Source organism: Microbacterium sp. LWH3-1.2 (genome assembly GCF_040675855.1).
In the GTDB taxonomy this organism is placed as follows: Bacteria; Actinomycetota; Actinomycetes; order Actinomycetales; family Microbacteriaceae; genus Microbacterium.
Genome location: NZ_JBEGIK010000001.1, coordinates 1,902,602 through 1,924,324 on the forward strand (window position 1 = coordinate 1,902,602; position 21,723 = coordinate 1,924,324).

At 66.3% G+C, this 21,723-nt stretch carries 17 protein-coding genes; 12 read left to right on the forward strand and 5 right to left on the reverse strand.

The window, feature by feature from the left end:
• The first annotated feature begins 92 nt into the window (after nt 1-92).
• From MRBLWH3_RS08780 to MRBLWH3_RS08790, 3 genes are all read left to right on the forward strand, one after another.
• Entirely contained in the window at nt 93-572 is a 480-nt protein-coding gene (locus MRBLWH3_RS08780) for a GtrA family protein (protein ID WP_363430638.1), read from the forward strand.
• A gap of 105 nt (nt 573-677) precedes the next feature.
• Nucleotides 678-1,820 (forward strand): UDP-galactopyranose mutase, encoded by a 1,143-nt coding sequence (gene glf / locus MRBLWH3_RS08785; protein WP_363430641.1) that lies wholly within the window; start codon nt 678-680, stop codon nt 1,818-1,820.
• Nucleotides 1,821-1,823: 3 nt separating this feature from the next.
• Nucleotides 1,824-3,842: a DUF6541 family protein gene (locus MRBLWH3_RS08790; RefSeq protein ID WP_363430644.1), complete on the forward strand. Its 2,019-nt coding sequence runs from the start codon at nt 1,824-1,826 to the stop codon at nt 3,840-3,842.
• Nucleotides 3,843-3,861: 19 nt separating this feature from the next.
• Here the strand turns inward: MRBLWH3_RS08790 and MRBLWH3_RS08795 are convergent, their stop codons facing one another.
• Complete coding sequence (locus MRBLWH3_RS08795; protein WP_363430647.1) at nt 3,862-5,280, reverse strand: bifunctional dTDP-4-dehydrorhamnose 3,5-epimerase family protein/NAD(P)-dependent oxidoreductase; 1,419 nt, start codon at nt 5,278-5,280, stop codon at nt 3,862-3,864.
• Nucleotides 5,280-6,278, reverse strand: coding sequence for a dTDP-glucose 4,6-dehydratase (gene rfbB / locus MRBLWH3_RS08800; protein WP_363430650.1), 999 nt, complete (start codon nt 6,276-6,278; stop codon nt 5,280-5,282). The genes MRBLWH3_RS08795 and rfbB overlap by 1 nt, the downstream gene beginning before the upstream one ends.
• Before the next feature lie 70 nt (nt 6,279-6,348).
• On the opposite strand from rfbB, the gene rfbA reads away from it, so the two are divergent.
• The 7 genes from rfbA (at nt 6,349) to MRBLWH3_RS08835 (ending at nt 16,166) form a co-directional block, all read left to right on the forward strand.
• Nucleotides 6,349-7,221 (forward strand): glucose-1-phosphate thymidylyltransferase RfbA, encoded by an 873-nt coding sequence (gene rfbA / locus MRBLWH3_RS08805; protein WP_363430652.1) that lies wholly within the window; start codon nt 6,349-6,351, stop codon nt 7,219-7,221.
• Between the two features lie 10 nt (nt 7,222-7,231).
• Entirely contained in the window at nt 7,232-9,178 is a 1,947-nt protein-coding gene (locus tag MRBLWH3_RS08810; protein ID WP_363430655.1) for a rhamnan synthesis F family protein, read from the forward strand.
• Complete coding sequence (locus MRBLWH3_RS08815) at nt 9,175-11,091, forward strand: rhamnan synthesis F family protein (protein WP_363430657.1); 1,917 nt, start codon at nt 9,175-9,177, stop codon at nt 11,089-11,091. The genes MRBLWH3_RS08810 and MRBLWH3_RS08815 overlap by 4 nt, the downstream gene beginning before the upstream one ends.
• Before the next feature lie 58 nt (nt 11,092-11,149).
• Nucleotides 11,150-12,067 carry an ABC transporter permease gene (locus MRBLWH3_RS08820; protein WP_363430660.1) on the forward strand — a complete coding sequence of 306 codons (918 nt, stop codon included), beginning with the start codon at nt 11,150-11,152 and terminating at the stop codon, nt 12,065-12,067.
• A 104-nt stretch (nt 12,068-12,171) separates the two neighbouring features.
• A complete protein-coding gene (locus tag MRBLWH3_RS08825) occupies nt 12,172-13,296 on the forward strand; it encodes an ABC transporter ATP-binding protein (RefSeq protein ID WP_363430663.1) in 1,125 nt (374 codons plus the stop codon).
• Complete coding sequence (locus tag MRBLWH3_RS08830) at nt 13,293-15,161, forward strand: glycosyltransferase (RefSeq protein WP_363430665.1); 1,869 nt, start codon at nt 13,293-13,295, stop codon at nt 15,159-15,161. Before MRBLWH3_RS08825 ends, MRBLWH3_RS08830 begins: the two co-directional genes overlap by 4 nt.
• A 75-nt stretch (nt 15,162-15,236) precedes the next feature.
• Complete coding sequence (locus tag MRBLWH3_RS08835; RefSeq protein WP_363430668.1) at nt 15,237-16,166, forward strand: class I SAM-dependent methyltransferase; 930 nt, start codon at nt 15,237-15,239, stop codon at nt 16,164-16,166.
• 2 nt (nt 16,167-16,168) lie between these two features.
• On the opposite strand, the gene MRBLWH3_RS08840 is transcribed toward MRBLWH3_RS08835, so the two are convergent.
• Entirely contained in the window at nt 16,169-17,569 is a 1,401-nt protein-coding gene (locus MRBLWH3_RS08840) for a glycosyltransferase family 4 protein (RefSeq protein WP_363430671.1), read from the reverse strand.
• 112 nt (nt 17,570-17,681) lie between these two features.
• Between MRBLWH3_RS08840 and MRBLWH3_RS08845 the strand changes: the two genes are divergently transcribed.
• Together MRBLWH3_RS08845 and MRBLWH3_RS08850 are read left to right on the forward strand one after the other, a co-directional pair.
• Nucleotides 17,682-18,488, forward strand: coding sequence for an ABC transporter permease (locus MRBLWH3_RS08845; protein WP_363430673.1), 807 nt, complete (start codon nt 17,682-17,684; stop codon nt 18,486-18,488).
• The gene (locus tag MRBLWH3_RS08850) at nt 18,488-19,237 is read left to right on the forward strand and encodes an ABC transporter ATP-binding protein (RefSeq protein ID WP_363430676.1); all 750 of its coding nucleotides are present in this window, start codon (nt 18,488-18,490) and stop codon (nt 19,235-19,237) included. Before MRBLWH3_RS08845 ends, MRBLWH3_RS08850 begins: the two co-directional genes overlap by 1 nt.
• 1 nt (nt 19,238) lies before the next feature.
• Here MRBLWH3_RS08850 and MRBLWH3_RS08855 read toward each other — a convergent pair whose 3' ends face one another.
• Both MRBLWH3_RS08855 and MRBLWH3_RS08860 read right to left on the reverse strand, forming a co-directional pair.
• A complete protein-coding gene (locus MRBLWH3_RS08855; RefSeq protein ID WP_363430679.1) occupies nt 19,239-20,222 on the reverse strand; it encodes a glycosyltransferase family 2 protein in 984 nt (327 codons plus the stop codon).
• Between the two features lie 59 nt (nt 20,223-20,281).
• Nucleotides 20,282-21,703 carry a bifunctional cytidylyltransferase/SDR family oxidoreductase gene (locus MRBLWH3_RS08860; RefSeq protein WP_363430682.1) on the reverse strand — a complete coding sequence of 474 codons (1,422 nt, stop codon included), beginning with the start codon at nt 21,701-21,703 and terminating at the stop codon, nt 20,282-20,284.
• Nucleotides 21,704-21,723 lie beyond the last annotated feature (20 nt).

Sequence of the window (21,723 nt, forward strand, 5' to 3'; positions counted from 1 at the left end):
CGCGCACGACAGTAGGCGCCGGGGGGCGCACAGCGCCAACCAAGCTATCATGGGCGACTGCGGCCGCTCGGCGGCTGCGGAGAGGAATGCTCATGGTTTCCGACCGGTCAGGCGTTGTCGGCCTGCTCCAGCGTGGCGGGGCCTTCCTTGTTGTTGGTGGGGTCGCGTTCGTGGTCGACGCGCTCGTCTTCAATCTCCTCGCCTTCGGTTTCACTGGGATCGGGCTCCTTTACGACCTTCCGCTCGTCGCAAAGGTGATTGCGATCACCGTCGCGACCGTCGTGACCTACGTAGGCAACCGCTACTGGACGTTCGGGACCCGCCACATCGAGCGACGGCTCTCGCGGTACGTGGTCTTCGTCCTGCTCAATGTCGTCGCGATGGGGATCCAACTCGGGTGTCTCGCCTTCTCGCGCTACGTCCTGGGGTTCGAGGGGATCGTCGCCGACAACATCGCGGGAACGTTCATCGGGCAGGCTCTCGCCACCCTCTTCCGGTTCTTCACTTACGACCGCTGGGTCTTCCCGAACGATCACGAGGCCGCTCGCAACGCAGCGATCGAAGCCGGCTGACAAGGATCCGCGGACGCTGCGCCAACGGCTGAACGTTGTCCGCTCGGGGCCATCGATAGAATCGCTCGAGCGCCCCAGCCCCCCGACGGACGGATCACCCAGCCTATGAACACCGACCTCCTCATCGTCGGCTCTGGCTTCTTCGGCCTGACGATTGCCGAGCGGGCTGCAGCATCCGGTCGCAAGGTCACGGTCATCGACAGACGGCATCACATCGGCGGGAACGCCTACAGCGAGGACGAGCCGACCACCGGCATCGAGGTGCACCGGTACGGGGCGCATTTGTTCCATACCTCGAACCCCACGGTATGGGAATACGTCAATCGCTTCACGACATTCACCGGGTACGTGCACCGCGTGTACACCAACCACGGCGGCGTCGTGTACCCGATGCCGATCAATCTGGGCACGATCAACCAGTTCTTCCAGGCCGCGTACTCCCCTGACGAGGCCCGCGCGCTCGTGCACACACAGGCGGACGAGTTCGACGCGAAGGAGGCGCAGAACCTCGAGGAGCGCGGGATCGGCCTGATCGGGCGCCCCCTTTACGAGGCGTTTATCCGCGACTACACGGCCAAGCAGTGGCAGACGGATCCCAGGGATCTCCCGGCTGAGGTGATCAGCCGGCTGCCGGTCCGATACACCTACGACAACCGCTACTTCAATGACACGTGGGAAGGGTTGCCGACGGACGGCTATACCGCCTGGCTCGAGAGGATGGCCGATCACTCGAACATCGAGGTGAAGCTCGACACCGATTTCTTCGATGAGTTGCAGCCTCTGAATAAGAAGGCCACCGTCGGACAGCTTCCGATTGTCTATACCGGGCCGGTCGACCGCTACTTCGACTACGCCGAGGGCGCGCTGTCGTGGCGCACGCTCGACTTCGAGGAGGAGGTGCTGGAGATTGGAGACTTCCAGGGGGCACCGGTGATGAACTACGCCGACGCGGACGTGCCCTACACCCGCATCCACGAGTTCAAGCACTTCCATCCCGAGCGCGCGGAGAGGTACCCGACGGACAAGACGGTGATCATGCGCGAGTTTTCCCGTTTCGCCTCGCGTGAGGATGAGCCGTACTACCCGGTGAACACCCGGGAGGATCGTTCGGGCCTCCTGGGGTATCGCGAGCTCGCCAAGGGTGAGAAGCACGTGCTCTTCGGGGGCCGTCTGGGCACGTACCAGTACCTCGACATGCACATGGCCATCGGTGCCGCGCTGTCGATGTGGAACAACCAGCTCGCCTGACCGGTGGACTGGATCGTCGTCGCCCCGGCACTGACCGGGGCTCTCATCCTCCTGATCATCCCCGGCTTTCTGATCCTGTGGCCCCTGCACCTCGGTGCAATCCCCACGGTCGCGCTCGCGGGCGTTCTCGGGGTGCTTTCGGTGGGAGTGGCCGGCGTGCTCGCCGGTGCGCTCGCCACGCCGTGGGCGACATGGCAGTTGCTGATCCCGTGGACGGTCGGCGCGCTCGTGACGTGGCTCGCCGCCAGGCCCCTGCTTCGCCATCGGGGCGTCGAGCCTCCCCTGAACCCGCTGCTGCTGGCGGCGTGGGCAGCGGCGGGCCTCATGGCCGCGTTGGCGGCCTTCTGGGAGGTGCCGAGCGCGGACCGCGTTAGCCAGACGTACGACAACGTCTTCCACATGTCGGCGACCGCAGCGATCCTCGACGGGCGTAGCCCCTCCTCGTTCACCCTGCGAACCCTCATCGAGACCGATCGTTCGGCCGGCTTCTACCCGGCTGGTTGGCACACGTCGGTTGCGACCGTGGTCCAGGCGACCGGTGCCGAGCCCGCTATCGCGGTCAACGCGCTGTGGATCGCGGTCGTCGTCGGGGTATGGATCCCGGGCATCGTGTGGCTCGCCCAGGTTCTCATTCCCGACCATCCTCCACGGATGGTGGCAGCGGTCGCGATTCCCCTCAGCGTCGCCTTCGCAGCTATGCCCTACGCACTTCTGTCCTGGGGCACGCTGTATCCCACGTTCCTGGCGACAGCCCTTCTCCCGGCCGCGTTGGCGGTGCCGATCGTCGCCGCGCGACGGGTTCGGTCCACCAAGGGGGCGTCCCGCCGCGCAGCGTTGGTGCTCGGTGCGGTGGGAATGGTCGCCGCGGTCTGCGCCATCGTGTTCGCGCAGCCCCGAGTGCTCGCGTCATGGGCCGTCGTCCTGATTCCCGCCGCCGGAGCGTCGTTCTGGATGCTGTGCCGCGACGGATGGCGGCGTGGCGGCTCGCAGCGGCGGCGCGTGGTCTGGTTGGCTACCGTCGCCTCGTTCGGACTCGTCGTCGGAGCGTCGCTGGCCTTCTTCTACGCGGTGCGCGTGCTCGGCCTGTTCGCGCGTCCGCTTGAGGATCGGCTGGGTGGCCCGCAGGCAGTCGCCACGCAGAGTGTCTGGGCTGGCCTGTGGCAGGTCCTTTCGCAGTCCTGGCCGACGGGAGTCGGGGGCGCCGTCGTCTTCGCGGCCGTGCCTGTCGCCGTGGCCGTGGTGATAGGGATCATCGCCGCCGTGCGGTCACGCGGCACACGATGGGTCGTGGTCTCGTACGCAGTGATGGCGGTGCTCTACGCGGCTGCCGCCGGTTCCGATGGCGTCCTCAGCAAGCTCGCCACCGCCATCTGGTACAAGGACCGCTACCGGCTGAGCTCGGTCGTGGCGATGTTGGCCGTCGTTCTCGCGACCCGCGGCGTCCTGACCGCCGTGCGGCGGGTGCAGCGCCGACGCGATGTGACGGATCGTTCCACCGCGAGGGCGACCGTGGCGACTTCCTGGCTGCTGGCAGCGAGCTCGGTGCTCATCCTCGCGGCGACCGGGATCACCGCATCGGTCGCGACCGCCTTCCGCCTGCCCGCGTCAGAAGCGGGCACCGCAGTGGTCTCTGCGGAGCAGATCGGGTTCTTCACGGGGCTCGCGGCAGCCGTCCCAGCGGGCCAGCGGGTTCTTGGGGACCCGTGGGACGGGTCGGCATGGACGCAGCTGTTCGGCGATCGCGAGCCGGTGTTCCCGCACGTCAACGGTCAGTGGGATGCGGATCGGCTGCTTCTCGCACAGCGACTGCAGGACATCGACACCGATCCGACCATCTGCGACGCGCTGCGAAGACTGGACGTGGAGTTCGTCGTGTATTCGAGCCACGAGCTCAGCGGTGGAGACCCGGCGGGAAACCTGTTCCCCGGTCCGCACCTCGCGGTCGACGCGGGCCTGTTCACAGAGGTGGCGTCGGCAGGCGAGACATCGCTCTACCGCATCGACCAGTGCCGTGTGGGCTGAGCTGAAGGGACGTCTAGGCTCAAGCGCCGCCCCCGGTCACATACCGTCGGAGCGATTCCTCCGCTGATTCGGGAACGAATCCCGTCGCCTCGATCCTGCTGAGATCGAGGACGCTGTTTCGCGGCCTCGGGGCGACCGGCCCTGCTGCGCCCGCAAAGTACTCCGCGGTCGACACGCCTGTGACGCGGGCAGGATCATGCCCGGCCAGCGCGAAGACCGCCCGAGCGACGTCCGCCCACGAGGTCGGGACGCCGGTGCCCGTGAGGTTGTAGATGCCGGTGGGCGCGTCGGATTCCAGCAGATGGCGGATGCCGCGCGCCAGGTCGGAGGTGAAGGTCAGCCGCCCGATCTGGTCGTCGACGACCTTCGGGTCGATGCCGCGCTCGGCCAGCGAGGTCATCGTTCGGACGAAGTTCTTACCCTCGCCGATGACCCACGACGTGCGCACGATGTAGTGACGGGGTACGGTCGAGACGAGGGCGTCGGACGCGGCCTTGGTCTGGCCATACACGCCGAGCGGGGCGACCACGTCCTCCTCGGTCCACTCGCCTTCTCGCTCGCCGTCGAAGACGTAGTCGCTCGAGACGTGCACGAGGGCGATTCCGTGTTCGGCGGCGATGCGCGCCAGCGCGGCGACGCCGGAGACGTTGCCGGCCCATGCGTCACGACGGCCATCGGGCGTCTCCGCCAGGTCGACCGCGGTGTAGGCGGCGGCGTTGATGATGGCGCCGTAGTCCCGCCAGCGGCGAGCGGATGTCAGTGAGGGAGACGAGATGTCGAGTTCGTCTCTCGTCGCGAATTCAACGCCGGGAACGCCCTCGTACTCGGCGCGCAGCGCCTGACCGAGCTGCCCATTCGCGCCGACGACGAGGATCTTCTTCGGGGGGATCGGGGTGACCTCCGCGAGGCGGGGGTGGGCGAGATCCTTCGCCGAGATCTCCACGTCGGCCAGCGGAATGGGCCAGTCGATGGCGGCGGTCTCGTCGGCCAAGTTCAGGAACGAGTACGCCGCCTCTGGAGACCAGTGGTCGTTGACGAGGTAGGTGTAAGCAGTGTCGGCTTCGAGGGTCTGATACGAATTACCGACGCCGCGCGGAACGAAGATCGCGCGCGAGGGGTCGAGCTCGGTGGTGAACACCGTCCCAAACGAGGGGCCTTCGCGCAGGTCGACCCAGGCTCCGAAGATCCGGCCCGTCGCGACCGAAACCCACTTGTCCCACGGCTCGGCATGGATGCCGCGCGTGGTACCGGCCGCGTCGTTGAACGACACGTTATTCTGCACCGGTCCGAAGTCGGGGAGGCCGAGCTCGGTCATCTTCTCCCGCTGCCAGTTCTCCTTGAACCAGCCGCGCGAGTCGCCGTGCACGGGCAGATCGAAGACGATCAGGCCCGGGATGGTGGTCTCGGTGCGTGAGAGCGTCTTGCCGAATTCCGTCATTACTGGCCCTTCGACGCGTAGAACGCCTCGACGCCGTCCTTGGTGGGCGCCCACCACTCCCCGTTGTCGCGGTACCACTCGATGGTCGCCGCCAGCCCGGACTCGAAGTCGCCGTAGGCGGGCTGCCACCCGAGCTCGGTGCGCAGCTTCGTGGAGTCGATCGCGTAGCGAAGGTCATGGCCGGCACGGTCGGTGACGTGGTCGTAGGCGTCTTTCGGCTGCCCCATGAGGCTGAGGATCAGCTCGACGACGTCTTTGTTGGTCTTCTCGCCGTCGGCGCCGATGAGGTACGTCTCGCCGATAACGCCCTTGTCGAGGATGGTGAGCACCGCGGACGAGTGGTCGTCGGCGTGGATCCAGTCGCGCACGTTCTCGCCGGCGCCATAGAGCTTGGGACGGATGCCGCGCAGCACGTTCGTGATCTGCCGTGGGATGAACTTCTCCACGTGCTGGTACGGGCCGTAGTTGTTGGAGCAGTTGCTGATGGTCGCCTGGACCCCGAACGACCGCACCCAGGCGCGTGCCAGAAGGTCGCTGCCGGCCTTCGTCGAGGAATAGGGGGAGGAGGGGTTGTAGGGGGTCTGCTCGGTGAACCGTGCGGGGTCGTCCAACTCCAGGTCGCCGTAGACCTCGTCGGTGGAGATGTGATGGAAGCGGCGGTCGTGGCGGCGGGCAGCTTCCAGCAGCGTGTACGTGCCGATGATGTTGGTGTCCAGGAACGGCCGCGGATCGTGCAGCGAGTTGTCGTTGTGCGACTCGGCCGCGTAGTGCACGACCGCGTCGACTCGGCCGAACAGCTCGTCCACCAGCGCCGCGTCGGCGATGTCGCCCTGCACGAAGGTGAACCGGTCGGGAGGCAGCCCCTGCAGCGACGCAAGGTTTCCGGCGTAGGTCAGCTTGTCCAGCACGGTGACGTGGTGATCGGTGTGCTCAAGGACGTGGTGGACGAAGTTCGAACCGATGAAACCGGCACCGCCAGTGACCAGGAGTCTGCGCATCGCTCCAGGATACCGGGCCGGAATGGCGTCGAATTTTGGCGCAGTTCGGCCCATGCCGGAGACTAGGACCATGCGTGGAATCATCTTGGCGGGCGGCACGGGCTCGCGTCTTCACCCGATCACCCTCGGAATCTCCAAGCAGCTCGTGCCCGTGTACGACAAGCCGATGATCTACTACCCGCTCTCCACGCTGATCCTCGCGGGGATCCGCGAGATCCTCATCATCACCACTCCGCAGGATTCGGACCAGTTCCAGAGGCTGCTCGGCGACGGCACTCGCTTCGGGGTCTCGCTGACGTACAAGACCCAGCCTTCTCCCGACGGGCTCGCGCAGGCGTTCATCCTCGGGGAGGAGCACATCGGCTCAGACTCCGCCGCCCTCGTCCTCGGCGACAACATCTTCTATGGCCAGGGCATGGGGAGCCGCCTGCGTCAGTACAACGACCTGACCGGCGGCGTGGTGTTCGGTTACTGGGTCGACGACGCGACCGCCTACGGGGTAGTGGAGTTCGACGGTGACGGCAGTGTCGTGTCTCTCGAGGAGAAGCCGTCGCAGCCGAAGAGCAACTACGCTGTCCCCGGTCTTTACTTCTACGACAACGACGTCGTCGAGATCGCGAAGCAGCTCAAGCCGTCGCCACGGGGCGAGCTGGAGATCACAGACGTCAACAAGGCCTACCTCGAGCGCGGCGACCTCCGCGTCGAGCTGCTTCCGCGTGGCACGGCCTGGCTCGACACGGGCACCTTCGACTCGCTGAGTGAGGCGACCGACTTCATCCGCACGGTCGAGAAGCGTCAAGGGCTGTCGATCGGGTGCCCCGAAGAAGTCGCGTGGCGCATGGGCTTCCTCACCGACGACGAGCTCCGCGCCCGCGCAGAACCGCTCGTGAAGAGCGGGTACGGGCGGTACCTTCTCACGGCGCTCCAGCAAGGTCAGAGCTGAGCATCGGAAGATGGCTTCTGTGACGGACGCTCTCATCTCTTCCGGTCAGAAGGGCGCACCGGTACGGCGCGTGGTCGTCTACGCGCTCTCGCGAGCGGCCGGCGGGGTGGACGAGTACGTGCATCAGGCGCTCAGCGGACTGCGACCACACGCGAGCCGGCTCGTCGCGATCGTGCCCAAGGACACCGCGGAGGCTGATCGCGCACGATTGGCCCACACTGCGGACCGTGTATTGGAGTCCACGTTCGACGGGTTCGACCCTGCTGTCTATCCCTGGGCGATCGACGCCGACGGCATCGCCGACAGGGCTGACGAGATCGTGCTCACCGGGGATTCCTGGTTCGGGCCCATCGGCGGCTTCGACTCAGTGCTGGAGCGGATGTCCAAGGGTGTCGAGACGGCTTGGGCGATGATCGAGAACGCCCAGGGCGAACCGGAGGCCTTTCCCGACGAGGGCTTCCCCGCACCAAACGACGCCTGGCTGTGGACGGTCGTCCCCGGCAGCGCCGTGCGCTCCGTCGAGTGGGTCGACTTCTGGAATCCCGGCCGCCGCGATGTGCCCCGTGAGCGCACCGAGCGTGGCTTCGTCGCGCACCTGAGGTCGCGCGGTGTCACCGTCGATTACGCGTTCCCCGCCGCCGATTTCCCCAGCGGCGACCCCGGGCTCTTCACACCGCTGCTGCTGCTCGACGCGGGCTGTCCGCTGATCCGGCGCGACGTCTTCACCCGGTATCCGCCGTTCCTGGAGAGGTTCGCGATCGTGGGTCGCGAGATCATCGCTTCCCTTCGCGAGCGGGGCTTCCCGGTCGATGTGCTTCTGGCGAACCTCAGCCGCACGGTCCCCGCCAAAGCGCTGAACACGGTGGGAGGCATGCTCGAGGTTCTTCCCGGTCTCGGCACCGCCTACGATCCCGAGCGTCCGTTCCGGATCGCCGCGGTGGTGCACGTGTCGGACCTGGAGGGCGTCGACGAGATCCTCGAACGGCTGCGCCACCTCCCGAGCCCGTACGACCTGTTCCTCACGACGACCGACGGCAAGCGAGCGACGCTGCTTCAGCGGATCGTGGAGCAGTCCGGCGCGGGCCCTGCGTCGTTCGACGTGCGTGTCACCCCCGCGAATCGCGGGCGCGACATGAGCGACTTCTTCGTGGGCTGCCGCGACGTGCTCCTCGACGACTCGTACGATCTCGTGGTGAAGGTCCACTCCCGGCGTGCGCGCCAGAAGACCGTCAACCTCCGTCGCTATTTCCGTCGCTACCAGCTGGAGAACCTGCTCGATAGTCGCGGCCACGTGGAGGACCTTCTCGCTCTCTTCCAGGCGGAGCCGGGCCTCGGCTTCGTCTTCCCGCCCATGATGCACATTGGTTACAGCGCGATGGGAAGCGCGTGGGGAGGCTACCGGGATGACGCAAGGGAACTGTGCGCGAAGCTCGGGATCCACGTGCCGCTCGACGTCATCTCCCCACTCGCGCCCTTCGGCGCGATGTGGATCGGACGACCGGAGGCCCTCCGCATGCTTACGCGACATCGTTGGCGCTACGGCGACTACCGGTCGCGCAACCCACAGCGCTACCGTGCGCTGGCTCGCGTCCAGGAGCGCCTGATCGCGACCGCGGGAGCGGAGCTCGGCTATCACACGCGGACCGTCCTCACGCCGGAGCACGCGGCGATCAGCCACACGGCGCTGGAGTCGAAAGCCGATGAGCTCTTCGCGATGACGCGCGGTTGGCCCGTCGAGCAGATCCGTCTCATGCACCGCGCCGGGTTCACGGGCCACGGCGGTGTCGTCGCACTGTCCCGTATGTACGTCCGCCTTAACCACCCGCGAGCGGCCGCGGTACTGATGCCCCTGTACGAACTCGCGTTCCGGTCGTTCGTGGCGATTCGAGTCGTGCGAAGCGGCGCTCGCGGCTTGGTGGCTATGCTCCGGGGTCGTCCGACGGAGGGCACGGTATGAAATCCGCCGAACTCGTCACATTCCCCGCGCGCCCCGCGGAGTCTTTTCCGGCGGACGGACGCCGACTGCTCATTTACGTCGTTTACGACCCCCGCGGCGATGTCGAGGAGTACATCTCCTTTGCGCTACGACACCTTCGCGAGCACTGCGAGAGGATTGTCACAGTTGTCAACGGCGCGCTGACCGATCTGGGGCGCGGCCGGCTCGAGGCCGTCGCGGACGACGTCATCGTGCGGCCTAACGAGGGGTACGACATCTGGGGCTATAAGTGCGGCCTCGACGCGGTGGGTGAGAGCATCGCCGAGTTTGACGAGGTGGTCATCGCCAACGACACCTGGTTCGGCCCCATCCAGCCGTTCGGACCCCTGTTCGAGCGAATGGACGGGAGACCCCTGCATTTCTGGGGGATGACGGATCATGTGCGTGTCGAGCCGCACCCGTTCACGAACTCGGGATACCTTCCGTACCATCTCCAGTCCTATTGGGTGGCGGTCCGGCGCGGCATGTTCCTGTCGGAGGAGTGGCGCGCATACTGGCGGGACCTGCCGGAGATGAACAGTTATTCCGACGCCGTCGTCAAGCACGAGGGCGTCTTCACCGAGCACTTCACGGATCTGGGATTCGTGGGCGAAGTCGCGTACCCGACGCTGACCGACAAAGTCGAGAATCACGCCGTGCTGTACGCGGAGCAGCTGCTGGAAGCCGGATGTCCCACGCTGAAGCGGCGCCCTTTCTTCCAGTGGGCGTCGTACCTCGACCATCTCGCGGTTGTCGGCCGCTGGACGCTCGACACGGTTGAGCGTCTGGGCTACCCGCTCGATCTGATTTACTCCGATCTGGCGCGCAACGTCGCCCCGCGCACGCTGAATGCTGACGCGGCGATGCTCGAGGTGCTGCCTGAGATCGATACGGGCTACGACCCGGACGCCCCGATGCGCACTGTCGTCGTCGCGCACATCTTCTACCCGGAGATGACCGACGAGATCCTCGACCGCGCCGACACCCTGCCCGGCGGGTACGACCTCGTCGTAACGACGCCCGACGCGCAGCGCGCCGCCGGGATTCGGACGGCGATCCAGTCGCGCCCGCCGCGGGGTTCCGTCGACGTCCGGGTCGTCGAATCAAACAGCGGCCGCGATCAGTCCGCCTTCCTGATCGGATGCCGCGACATCCTGCTCGGTGACGATTACGACATCGTCGTGAAGCTGCACTCAAAGAAGACGCCGCAGGGCGACTACAACGTCGGTCGGCTGTTCAAGCAGCAGCAGTTCTCGAACCTTCTGAACAGCGAGGGCTACACTGCGAACGTCCTCGGCCTGTTCCAGCGGGAGCAAGGACTCGGCCTTGTCTTCCCGCCGATGGTGCATATCGGCTACCCCACGCTGGGGCATGCATGGTGGGCGAACAAGCCGGGATTCGAGCGGCTGCGCTCAGAGCTCGGAGTCCGGGTGCCCGTTGACGAAGGGTCGCCGCTCGCACCATATGGATCGATGTTCATTGCGCGGCCCAAGGCGCTCCGACGGCTCGTCGATCACGACTGGACCTATGATGCGTTCGAGGGCGCATACGACGACGGCGGGCTGGCGCACATCCTCGAGCGGATGCCCGCGTATGCGGCGGGGGAGGAGGGGTTCCACACCCGCACCATCGCGACGGCCGAGTATCTCGCTTCCAGCTACACCGCACTGGATTACGACTTCGATCAGTTCTCCAGCACGCTGCCGGACACGACGATGCAGCAGATCCAGTTGCTGCGCGAACTGGGGCCACTCGAATACGGCACGCTGAGAGACCTGTTGCGGGTCTACGTGCGGTCGCATCGCCCGCATCAGCAGGCGAAGCTCGAAAGGCTGCTCGCCTACTCGGACCGCGTGCGCGGTCGCCTGCGCCGTCTGCGCCGACGCTCTCGGTGACGTGCCGCCCCGGCGACTTCTCAGACTTGCCTCGCCGTCGAAGATAGGATCTCAAGTTATGCCCGATGTCACTCCCGTCGCTGAAGCGCGCTTCGCGAAGCTCTCGGTGACGCCGATGCGCAGCGTCGGCGCCGTAGGAGGGATCGGGCCTCGCAACGTCTGGGCGACGATCCGCGACGTGATCGCTCACCGCGAGATGCTCGATCTGCTCGTGCGGCGCGACCTCAAGGCGAAGTACAAGGACTCGGCATTGGGCTTCCTCTGGGCGCTAGCCCGCCCGCTCGTCCAACTTGCCATCTACTTCGTCGTCCTCGGACACTTCCTCGGCGCCGCCCGCGGCATTCCGGACTTCGCCGTCTACGTCTTCACCGGGCTCACGGCGATGGGTCTGTTCCAGGAGATCGCCGTGGGAGGCACGGGATCGATCCTCGCCAACGCGGGGCTTGTGAAGAAGGTCTACATGCCGCGCGAGCTGTTTCCGCTCGCCAGCACTGGATCGGGGCTGTTCAACTTCGGGGTCCAGTTGATCGTGCTGCTCCTGGCCACGATCCTCGTGGGTGCTCCGCCTCTTCACACAGATATCCTCTATGCGATCCCGTCGCTCGGGGTCCTCCTCGTGTACGGACTCGCGTTCGCGCTCTTCTTCTCGGCGGTGAACGTCTACCTGCGCGACGTGCAGTATCTGGTCGAAGTCGCGACCATGCTCCTCTTCTGGATGTCGCCGGTGGTGTATTCCTGGCAGATGGTGAGCACCATCATCACCAATCCAGTCGCACTCGAGATCTACACGAACAACCCCCTCACGCTGGCGATCCTCGGTTTCCAGCGCGCGTTCTGGGTGGCCGGTGACGAGCTCCCGCAGCCCAGCCACCTCCTGCTGCGACTGGTGATCGCATTGCTCATTGGCCTCGTGCTCCTCTTCATCAGCCACCGCGTCTTCCTGCGACTGCAGGGCGACTTTGCACAGGAACTGTGAGGCATCCTTCGATGACCACAGCGCTCGGCGCTCTGTCCCCACGGCCCGAGGTCGTCCAGATCTCCAATGTCTCGAAGCGGTTCACCGTCCGCAAGGACTCCTCGTTGAAGGAGCGCGTCGTCACGCTCGGCCGCGGCGGCCGCCGGCACAAGCAGGACTTCTGGGCGCTCAGCGACGTCACGCTCGACATCCGCGCGGGGAGCACGATTGGACTGATCGGCCACAACGGGTCCGGCAAGAGCACCCTGCTCAAAGTGATCGGGGGCATTATCCAGCCGACCTCGGGCACCGTCCAGCAACGTGGCAGGATCGCCGCACTCCTCGAGCTCGGTGCGGGGTTTCACCCGGATCTCACCGGACGCGAGAACGTCTACCTGAACGCTTCCGTGCTGGGCCTCACAAATGAGGAGACGAAGGCGCAATTCGACGCAATCCTCGAGTTCTCGGGCATCGGGCAGTTCATCGACACTCAGATCAAGTTCTACTCGTCGGGCATGTACGTGCGTCTCGCGTTCGCCATCGCGGTCCACACCGATCCCGACATCCTGCTGGTCGACGAGGTTCTGGCCGTTGGTGACGAGCAGTTCCAGAAGAAGTGCCTCGACAAAATCAAGCAGTTCCAGGCGGAGGGGCGCACGATCATCATCGTCAGCCACGCGTTGGATCAGATCGAGTCGCTTTGCGATCGCGTCATCGTGATGAACCGCGGCCAGATGGTCTTCGACGGTGTGCCGGTTACCGCGATCGAGCGATTCCGGGAATTCCTCGAGGACAACGCCGTGGGTCAGGCGCGGCCGACCGAGATCGCGGCCGCCATGCAGATCGAGCGGATTGAGGTGCTGGACGCGGGCGCACGGCCCTGCGAGGAGTTCGCCGTCGGTGAGCCGCTCATGGTCCGTCTGCACGTATCCTCGGTCAGACCCGTGGAGCGCTGGGCGATCGGTTTCAGCATCGATACCGCCCACGGTCAGATGGCCCTCGCGTCTAACACGGATCTGTTGCATGTCTCGCTGCCGCCGATCGTGAACTCGACGTCCGTCGACATTGTCGTAGATGATGCGCGCTTCGGCCCCGGCTCGTACTTCATCAACGCCAACGTTTCGGGACTCAGCATCGATGCGTCCCACTCGCTCATGCAGGGTGCGGAGTTCACGGTCGCCGGAGCGGTGCCCATCATCGGTCCTGTGGCGGCATCGGTGCGGATCTCAGAGGAGCCGGCGTCGCGATGACGGTGGGGCGCCGATCCCGGACGGTTCAGCGGGTACTGTACCCCGCAGACGACCAAGCCCCGGTCGCGCTCTATCTCGGCGCGGTATCCGACGGAGTTCAGTATGAGCGATCTACTCTGCACTTGCCGGCCCGCAGCCGCGCGTCGCTGAACGCCTATTTCGCGGCCTTCCCTGCGGCGCTGTGGATGCGGGTTGCGGCGGTCGGGAGCGTGACCTTTTCGGGTGAAGCGCGAGGAACCGTGGTCGTGCGGGTATCGGTGCGCAACGCGACCGGGATCGCGGTTCACACGCTGACGGCCGAGGACGGTCCATTCTCGCTCCGCATGGCACTGATGCCCGGCGACGAATGGGTCTGGGCCGAAGTGGAGACGGGCGAGGTTAACGTCACCCTGAGTGACCTGAGCTGGGACCTCGACGAGGCCGACATGGGATCGGCGGCGGTGTGCATCACGACGCATGATCGGCCGGGGGACTGTGTGCAGGTGCTCGCGGCCCTCGCTCGAGACGACGAGGCACTGCGTTACCTGGATCATGTGATTGTCGTGGACCAGGGGAGTAGCCGCGTGCGAAATGAGCCCGAGTTCGCGGCCGTCTCGGAGTCTTTGGGCGCGCGGCTCCGCACCATCGAGCAGGCCAACCTCGGCGGTTCGGGCGGCTTCAGCCGGGGGATGCTGGAGGCCGTGGGAGCGGGCGCCGACCACGTGATCCTCCTCGACGACGACGTGCGGCTCGAGCCCGAGTCCGTGCGTCGCATGATCTCGCTGGCCGCTCGTGCGAGCACCCCCGTGGTGGTCGGAGCGCACATGCTGGACCTCCTGCATCCGACCCGGCTCCACTCATGGGGTGAGCGGGTCGACCGCTCGCGGTTCGAGTGGGCCCCCGTGGCACCGGTTCTGCAAGATGTGGAGCTCGCTGCCCGGGATGTCACCGCGATGCCCGCGGACGCGCACGTGGAGTTCAACGGCTGGTGGATGTGTCTCATCCCAGCCACGGCGATCCGCACGCTCGGCGCCGCGCTGCCCTACTTCATCAAATGGGACGACACCGAGTACGCGCTCCGGGCGGCAGCCGCCGGGATCCCCACCGTGACCATGCCCGGTGCTGCACTGTGGCATCTCCCGTGGACCGGCAAGGACGACGGGCTCGACTGGCAAGCGTACTTCCAGCTGCGTAACCGCATCGTGACGGCTCTGCTCCACGCACGGACGCGGCGGGGCGGCAGCATCCTGCGCGGGACCTTTGCGCTCGATGTCAACCACGTGCTCTGCATGCAGTACGGATCGGCCGCCGCGCGACGGCTGGCGTTGGCCGACGTCTTGCGCGGGCCGTCGCATCTGGACGAGACCTTGGCGACCCGCGTCGCGGAGCTCCACGACCTGATGGAGCGTGCGGCCCAGGTCGTGGTTCCGGACGGCGAGCTGCCGCGACCGCGGTCCTCGCGGGGCCCTGTGCGCCCCCGCGGAGCGTCACGCTCGCTTGGCCGGCTGATCCGCGTCGCCGCCCATCAAGGTCGGCGCGTCACTGGGTCGGATCCCACCGCCGTGGACGCACACCTCGCGCGGGGGGAGGGCAAGTGGTGGGCGTTGGGGATGCTCGATTCCGCCACGGTTGAGAGCGCGACCGGACGCGGGTCGTTCGTGGCTCGCCGGCGGCCGCGCGTGGCGGTGGCGCTGCTTCGTGACGCTCTCCTTCTGCGAGTTCGGCTTTGGCGCGACTGGCCGCGCCTCGCGCGCCTCTATCGGACGGCGGCGCCGGGACTTTCGGACGCGCGCGCATGGTCGGTGCGGTATGGCGAGATCGATCCACCGCGCATCGCGTCGGTCGCGCTATCGCCACCGGGCGACCGGGGAGACAGTGCGGGCTGACGTTCGCGCTTCGCGCGCGATCGCCGGACGGCATAGGCTGGCCGAAACCCCGCGAAGAAGCCGAGGAACCGTCAGATGGCCGCACCAATCGAGAGCAGCAGCATCCTTCCTGATGCCCCGGCCAGACCGTTCTGGCTGACCCCCGCGTCGTACTGGCTGCCGGCGCACTACCCGGTGTCGGCGTGGACCTCGCACGCGCCGTTCGCAGCGTGGCTGACCGACACGCTGCGACCGTCGGAGATCGTCGAGCTCGGCACCCACTTCGGATTCTCCTGCTTCGCGTTCGCCGAGGCGGCCCGCCGATTGGGCATGGCGACCACCATTCATGCGTTGGATAGCTGGAAGGGGGACGACCACGCCGGGTTTTACAGCTCCGACGTGTACGAGTATGTCCGGACGACCGCGTCCGCCGACTACCCTGATTCCGTGCGGCTCGAACGCGGGTACTTCCATGAGTCCCGCCGTCGATTCGGAGACGGGTTCTCCGACGTCTTGCACATCGACGGTCGTCATGGCTACGAGGACGTCCGCGAGGACTACAGCGACTGGATTGGCGTGGTACGGGACGGCGGCGTCGTGCTCTTCCACGACATCGCCGAACGCGAGAACGGGTTCGGCGTCTGGCGGCTGTGGGAGGAGCTCGCAGAGCCGGGCCGGTCGTTCACCTTCCATCATGGGCACGGGCTTGGGGTGCTCGCCGTTGGGACCGTAACGGACGGCCGTCTGGGCGAGCTGTTCACTGCAGACGAGACCACCGCGGACCGCGTGCGCGCGGACTTCGTGCGGCTCGGGGAGAGAGTGCAGCGGCAGGCATGGCTGGAATCTCTCCCGGCCGAGCTTGAGGAGGTCTGGGCCGAGGTTCGCCAGCGTGCCGCCCACGAGGCGGCGCTCGAGGAGGCGCTGCAGGGCAGTTCGGCACACATCGCCGAGCTGAAATCGAGCACCAGCTGGCGCGTCACCGCCCCACTGCGAGCGGCTGGGCGCGTGGTCCACCGCCGTCGCTGAACTCAGCGCGCGCGCCGCGTACGGCGTTCCTGGATCTTCTCCGCGACGAGTTTGGTCCCGCCGCGGCCGAGGTAGTACCGCAGGAGTGCGACATCACGTCGAAATCCTCGCGGCATTACGAGGATCCGATCGAAGGAACCGCGCGAGACCGAGCGACGCCGAGCGAACACCTCCCCGCGATCGGCGGCTGGCTGCGGGTCGATGCAGTACTCGACCAGGGGTGCGAGCACGCGTGGCCACGTGAACTCGTCGCGCACCGCCTCAATGCGGCGTCGCATCTCGGCGTAGCGGACCGGATCTGCGAGCAGCCCGACGATGGCGTCGGCCGCGGCCTGTGCGTCGCCGGTCGGGACAACGGCTCCCAGCCCCCGCCGCTCGATCAGCTCGGCGAAGACGTCACCCTCCGTCGAAACGATGGGCAGTCCAGCCCACATGTAGTCGAGGATCCTGGTGCGGAACGAGAACCGCGTCTCGGCATGCCAGAGGTGCGTGCTGACGCCGAGGTCGGCATCGAGGAGGAAGTCCGCGCGTGACTCGTAGTCGACCCAGGACTCATTGAAGAACACGGTCCGATCGAGTACGCCCAACCGCTCGGCTGCTTCGACGGCGTCGGCGAGCGCCTTCATGTCGGGGACGTCGGGATTGAAGTGGCGCGCGCTGAGAAAGAACAGCTTGATATCGGGATGCGTGTCCGCGATGAGTCCCATCGCACCCACGAGCGTGACGGGGTCGAACCAGTTGTAGATCCCCCCGCCCCAGATTAGCACCCTGTCCGTCGCTTCGATGCCTGGCACCGTCCCCTTGATGCCGTGGCGCCGCTGCAATGGTGCGACGGGGTCCAGGCCGAACGGCACGACCCGCACCAGCGATTCGAACGTCGGATCCGCGAGGTAGGTGGCGGGGTTGAGTCGGCCGAGAGCCGACAGGTTGCCGAGCCAGAGGCTGCGCTGCTCTTCCGACGCGGCGAGGAAGCAGTCGGCGCGCGCGATCTGCTCATTGAGAAGCGAGACGGCCTTCGTGACCTCCTCGGCCCACTTCCCGGGCTCGCTGTACTTGTTCATCTCGAGCTGCTCGAGCTGGAACGGGTCGTACAGGTCGGCTACCACGATCTTCTCGGTGCGCGCGATGGAGGGGAAGATTCGGAAGCCCATGCCCTGGACGACGATGACGTCGGCCCAAGCTTCGTGCTCCTGCATCGCGCGGTCGTCCGTCTCGCGAACGAACGCCAGCTCGAACCGATTCGACTCGCGCTCGATCGGGAGCCAGGAGACCACGCGGACATCGCAGTGCTGCGCAAGCACCTCGGCCATGTTCCAGACACGAATGGCAGGGCCGGCCATGCGCCGGCCGATGGGGTCGCCGCTGACGAGGAGGACGCGCGACCTGTCGCGTGTGGTTGTCATCCGATCGGGCCGATCATGGTCAGAGCTGGGGTCGGCCGTCCCGTTGGATTCACCTTGACATCCTATCCGCCCGCGTTCCTCGCCGATCTCAGTCACCACCTACACTCGAAACGTGACCACAGCCGCCGTCGGCGCCCCCGGATCGCCCCGGCGCTACCTCCACTCGCTGTGGTTGCTGTCGGCGCGTGACCTCAAGGTGCGCTACGCCACGAGCGCACTCGGGTACCTGTGGTCGATCCTCGACCCGCTCGTCATGAGCGCGATCTACTGGTTCGTATTCACCCAGGTGTTCCAGCGCACGGTGGGTCACGAGCCGTACATCGTGTTCCTCATTACAGCGCTGCTCCCCTGGGTATGGTTCAACTCCTCGGTGTCGGACTTCACTCGCGCGTTCAACAAGGATGCTCGCCTCGTGCGGTCGACCGCGATTCCTCGGTCGATCTGGGTCAACCGGATCGTGCTCAGCAAGGGCATCGAGTTCCTGTGCTCGCTCCCGGTTCTGGCTCTGTTCGTCGTGTTCTCGTTCTTCTCGGAGCACCCCGCGCAACTCAACTGGGGGCTCCTCTGGATCCCCGTCGCGATCGCGCTGCAGGCGGTGCTCCTTGTGGGCCTCGGCCTCCTTGTCGCCCCGCTGTGCGTCATCTGGAGCGACCTAGAGCGCACCACGAAGCTCATCCTGCGCGCATTGTTCTACGCGTCACCGGTGATCTACGGCGTTGAGGATCTGCCGGGTGCGTTCGAGACGCTCGCCGCCTTCAACCCGCTGTCCGGCATCTTCGCCCTTTACCGGGTCGGATTCTTCGCTGAGGAATGGGATCCGTGGGTCATCGGCATGGGCGCGGTCATGTCCTTCCTGTTTCTCGCCCTCGGGATCTTCGTCTTCCGGCGGCTCGAGCGTCCTGTGCTGAAGGAGCTGTGATGACCGCATCCGGTCTCGCGATCGAGGTGAAGGACCTCGGCGTGCGCTTCCGCCGCAACCGGCGGGGGCGGCGCAGCATTAAGGACCTGTTCTCGGACTCGACCCGTCGGTCGAAACCGGGGGAGTTCTGGGCTCTGCGTGACGTCAGCTTCGATGTGAAGCCGGGTGAGTCCATCGGCGTCGTCGGCCGCAACGGCCAGGGCAAGTCCACCCTCCTCAAGCTCGTCGCCGGCGTGCTTCTCGCAGACGAGGGTACGGTCGCGGTGAACGGCGGTGTGGCGCCGCTCATCGAGATCACCGGCGGATTCGTTGGCGACCTCACAGTGCGCGAGAACGTGCGCCTCACCTCCGGCCTCCACGGGATGGCGAAGGCCGAGGTCGCGCGCCGCTTCGACGGCATCATCGACTTCGCCGAGCTCGAGGACTTCATCGACACCCCGTACAAGCACCTCAGCAACGGCATGAAGGTGCGTTTGGCATTCTCGGTCGTTTCGCAGTTGGAAGAGCCGATTCTCCTCGTCGACGAAGTCCTCGCGGTCGGGGACAAAGCGTTCCGTGAGAAGTGCTACAAGCGCATCGACGAGCTTCTCGCCGACGGGCGCACGCTCTTCTTCGTCTCGCACAGCGAACGCGACCTGCGCCGCTTCTGCACGCGCGGGCTCTACCTCGACAAGCATCGCCTCGCGATGGATGCCCCGATTGACGAGGTTCTCGACCGCTACGACGCCGACTATCCGACCGGCGTTTGAATCACGCCTGTGCAGTCGCCGCCTCGAGTGGCGGCATGGGCTGCCATGAGGCATCCTTCGCGATCTTCCGCCCGTCTCGCAGTCCGCGGAAGAGGTTCGACGTCCCGCGGAAGGTACGCTCCACGAACACCAGACGGACGAGCTCCTTGCCGAACGTCAGGGTCGTGCCGAGCCCGAACAGCACCGGGTTATAGACGTCGAGCGAGCGGTAGTACTTCTTGATGTAGGCGCGGTTGCGCATGATGTAGTACCGGTACGCGTTGCTGGAGGCGTTCATGTGGCGGATGCCCATGTCCCATTGCTTGATCTCGCGGGTGCGACGCAGCACGAACTCGTCGACGATGACCGACTGCGTCAGGCGCGACGCCAGCCAGCCGTACATCTGATCGTCCCAGTAGATGAAGAAGCGCGGGTCGGGCAGGCCGATCTGCTGCACGATGTCGCGGTGGATGAACATTCCCTCGAAGCATCCGGAGTTCATCGGCTTAAAGCCGGACTCATCGAACTCCGCGGGTGCGAAGGGGATCGGGATGCCGAGGCGCTCGGCGACGCGGTACTGCCAGTAGAACTCGCTGCCGTCGTAGTCGTAGCGTCGCCCCTGGATGCTCTTGAACCGCGGGGCCCACTTGCCCATCTTGGCGAGGCCGTCGGGGAGGACCTCGACGTCGTCGTCCATCAGCCAGATCCACTCGGAGCCGAGCTCGTACGCGACCTTCATGCCCTCGCTGAAGCCGCCCGAGCCGCCCGTGTTGGTCTCCATCCGGCGATACACCAGCACGGAGGGCTCTAGGCGCTCGCGGAACGACTCGACGACGTCGGTGGTGTCGTCGGTCGAGGCGTTGTCGATCACGACGATATGGCCGGGCTTGGGGTCCATCGTCGTCATACTCGTCAGGAGCCGGGTCAGCAGGCCCGACCGGTTGTAGGTCACGACGGCGATGGTCGCCGTGGCGGAATCGAAGGGGGAAGCGGGCACAGAGGTCACAGGGGAGGTTCTCCGAGTGCGAGTCAGCGGGCCGTAGGTGCGTCGGCCGATTGCCCAGCTTACCTGGTCAGGGTGTCGGCCTCGCTCAGCTTGGCGTGCGTGGAGGTCTGCTCCACGCGCACCGTCACGACTTGACCCGTCATCGAGGAAGCCAGCACGCGGAGGCTGACCTCCGCGACGTGTTCGGGTTCGAGGAGGCTTGACGGAGGCTCGTCGCCGAACGCCGACGACCGCATCGGCGTACGCGTCCGCTGCGGGTTGATGCAGTTGATGCGGACGTCGCCCGGGGCCCACTCCTCGGCCAGGGCCTGAGTGAGGTTGACGACCGCGGCCTTACTCGCCGAGTAGACGCCGTAGTTCGCGCGTCCGCGTGTGTACGAGCTCGAGGTGAACAGCAGCAACTGCCCCTGCGTGGCGGACAGATACCTGTGCGCGGCGCGGGAGACGATGACGGGGGCCAGGAAGTTCGTCTCGATGGTGCTCTCGAGGTCTCTGATCCGGGTATCGGTGAGTGCGCCCATCTGGAGCACACCCGCCGTCAGAACTACGGCATCGATGCGGCCTTCGGCTGCGAAGACCTTCTTCAGTGCGCCCTTGACGAGCGCGCGTGAGCGCACATCCGTCCCCGTAGTGGACCGGCTGAACTCGTGGACGACCGCGCCGCAGACTCCCGCCAGTTCGACTATGCTGCGACCGATCCCGTAGCTGCCGCCGAAGACAACGACGACCTTGCCCGACAGATCGGGAAGGGCCCCATTCTCGGCCGAGAGGCTCTCGGACTGGAGCTGGAACAGCTTGTCGGCGATGTGCACGTCGATCGGCTCGGTGACCTTCATGTTCTGGGGCGTGCCCTGGACGACGTAGATCGGCACGTCCGGAAGGTATGTGAAGACGACCCCGCAGTCATCGGTCGCGTGGAAGGAGGCATCCTGCGCGGCGCGCTCGTAGGCACGACGGATGGTGCCCAGTCGGAACGCCTGCGGGGTCTGGCCCCGCCGCAGGTGCGCACGCTCCGGGATTGCGGTGATGTGGGAGGCTGCGTCGACCTCGATGATCGTGTCCGCGGACGCGATGCCGGTGTCGACGGCGTCGTAGTCGTCGAGCGCCTCGACGCAGTCGCGGAGGATGCGATCGTCGACGAACGGGCGCACCGCGTCGTGGAACAGGACCTTAGTGTCGGGGTCGTCTCCGAGGACGGCCAGAGCGGCCTGCGTGGAGTCGTTGCGCGTGGGGCCGCCGGGGATGATCCGGGTGAGTTTCGGGAAACGGTCGGGGTCGACGAGGGAATCCAGCTCGTGGATCGCGCCGGCGTTCATGACGATCATCACTTCGTGGATGTACGGGCTGGCGTTCAACACCTCGAGGGTGTGCTCGACGATCGCTTTGCCGGCGATCTTGATGAGCTGCTTCGGGATGCCGAGTCCTACGCGGACGCCGACACCGCCGGCGAGAAGAACGGCCACGGTACGGGAGGCGGGCATGAGTTATCGGGTCTCTTTCT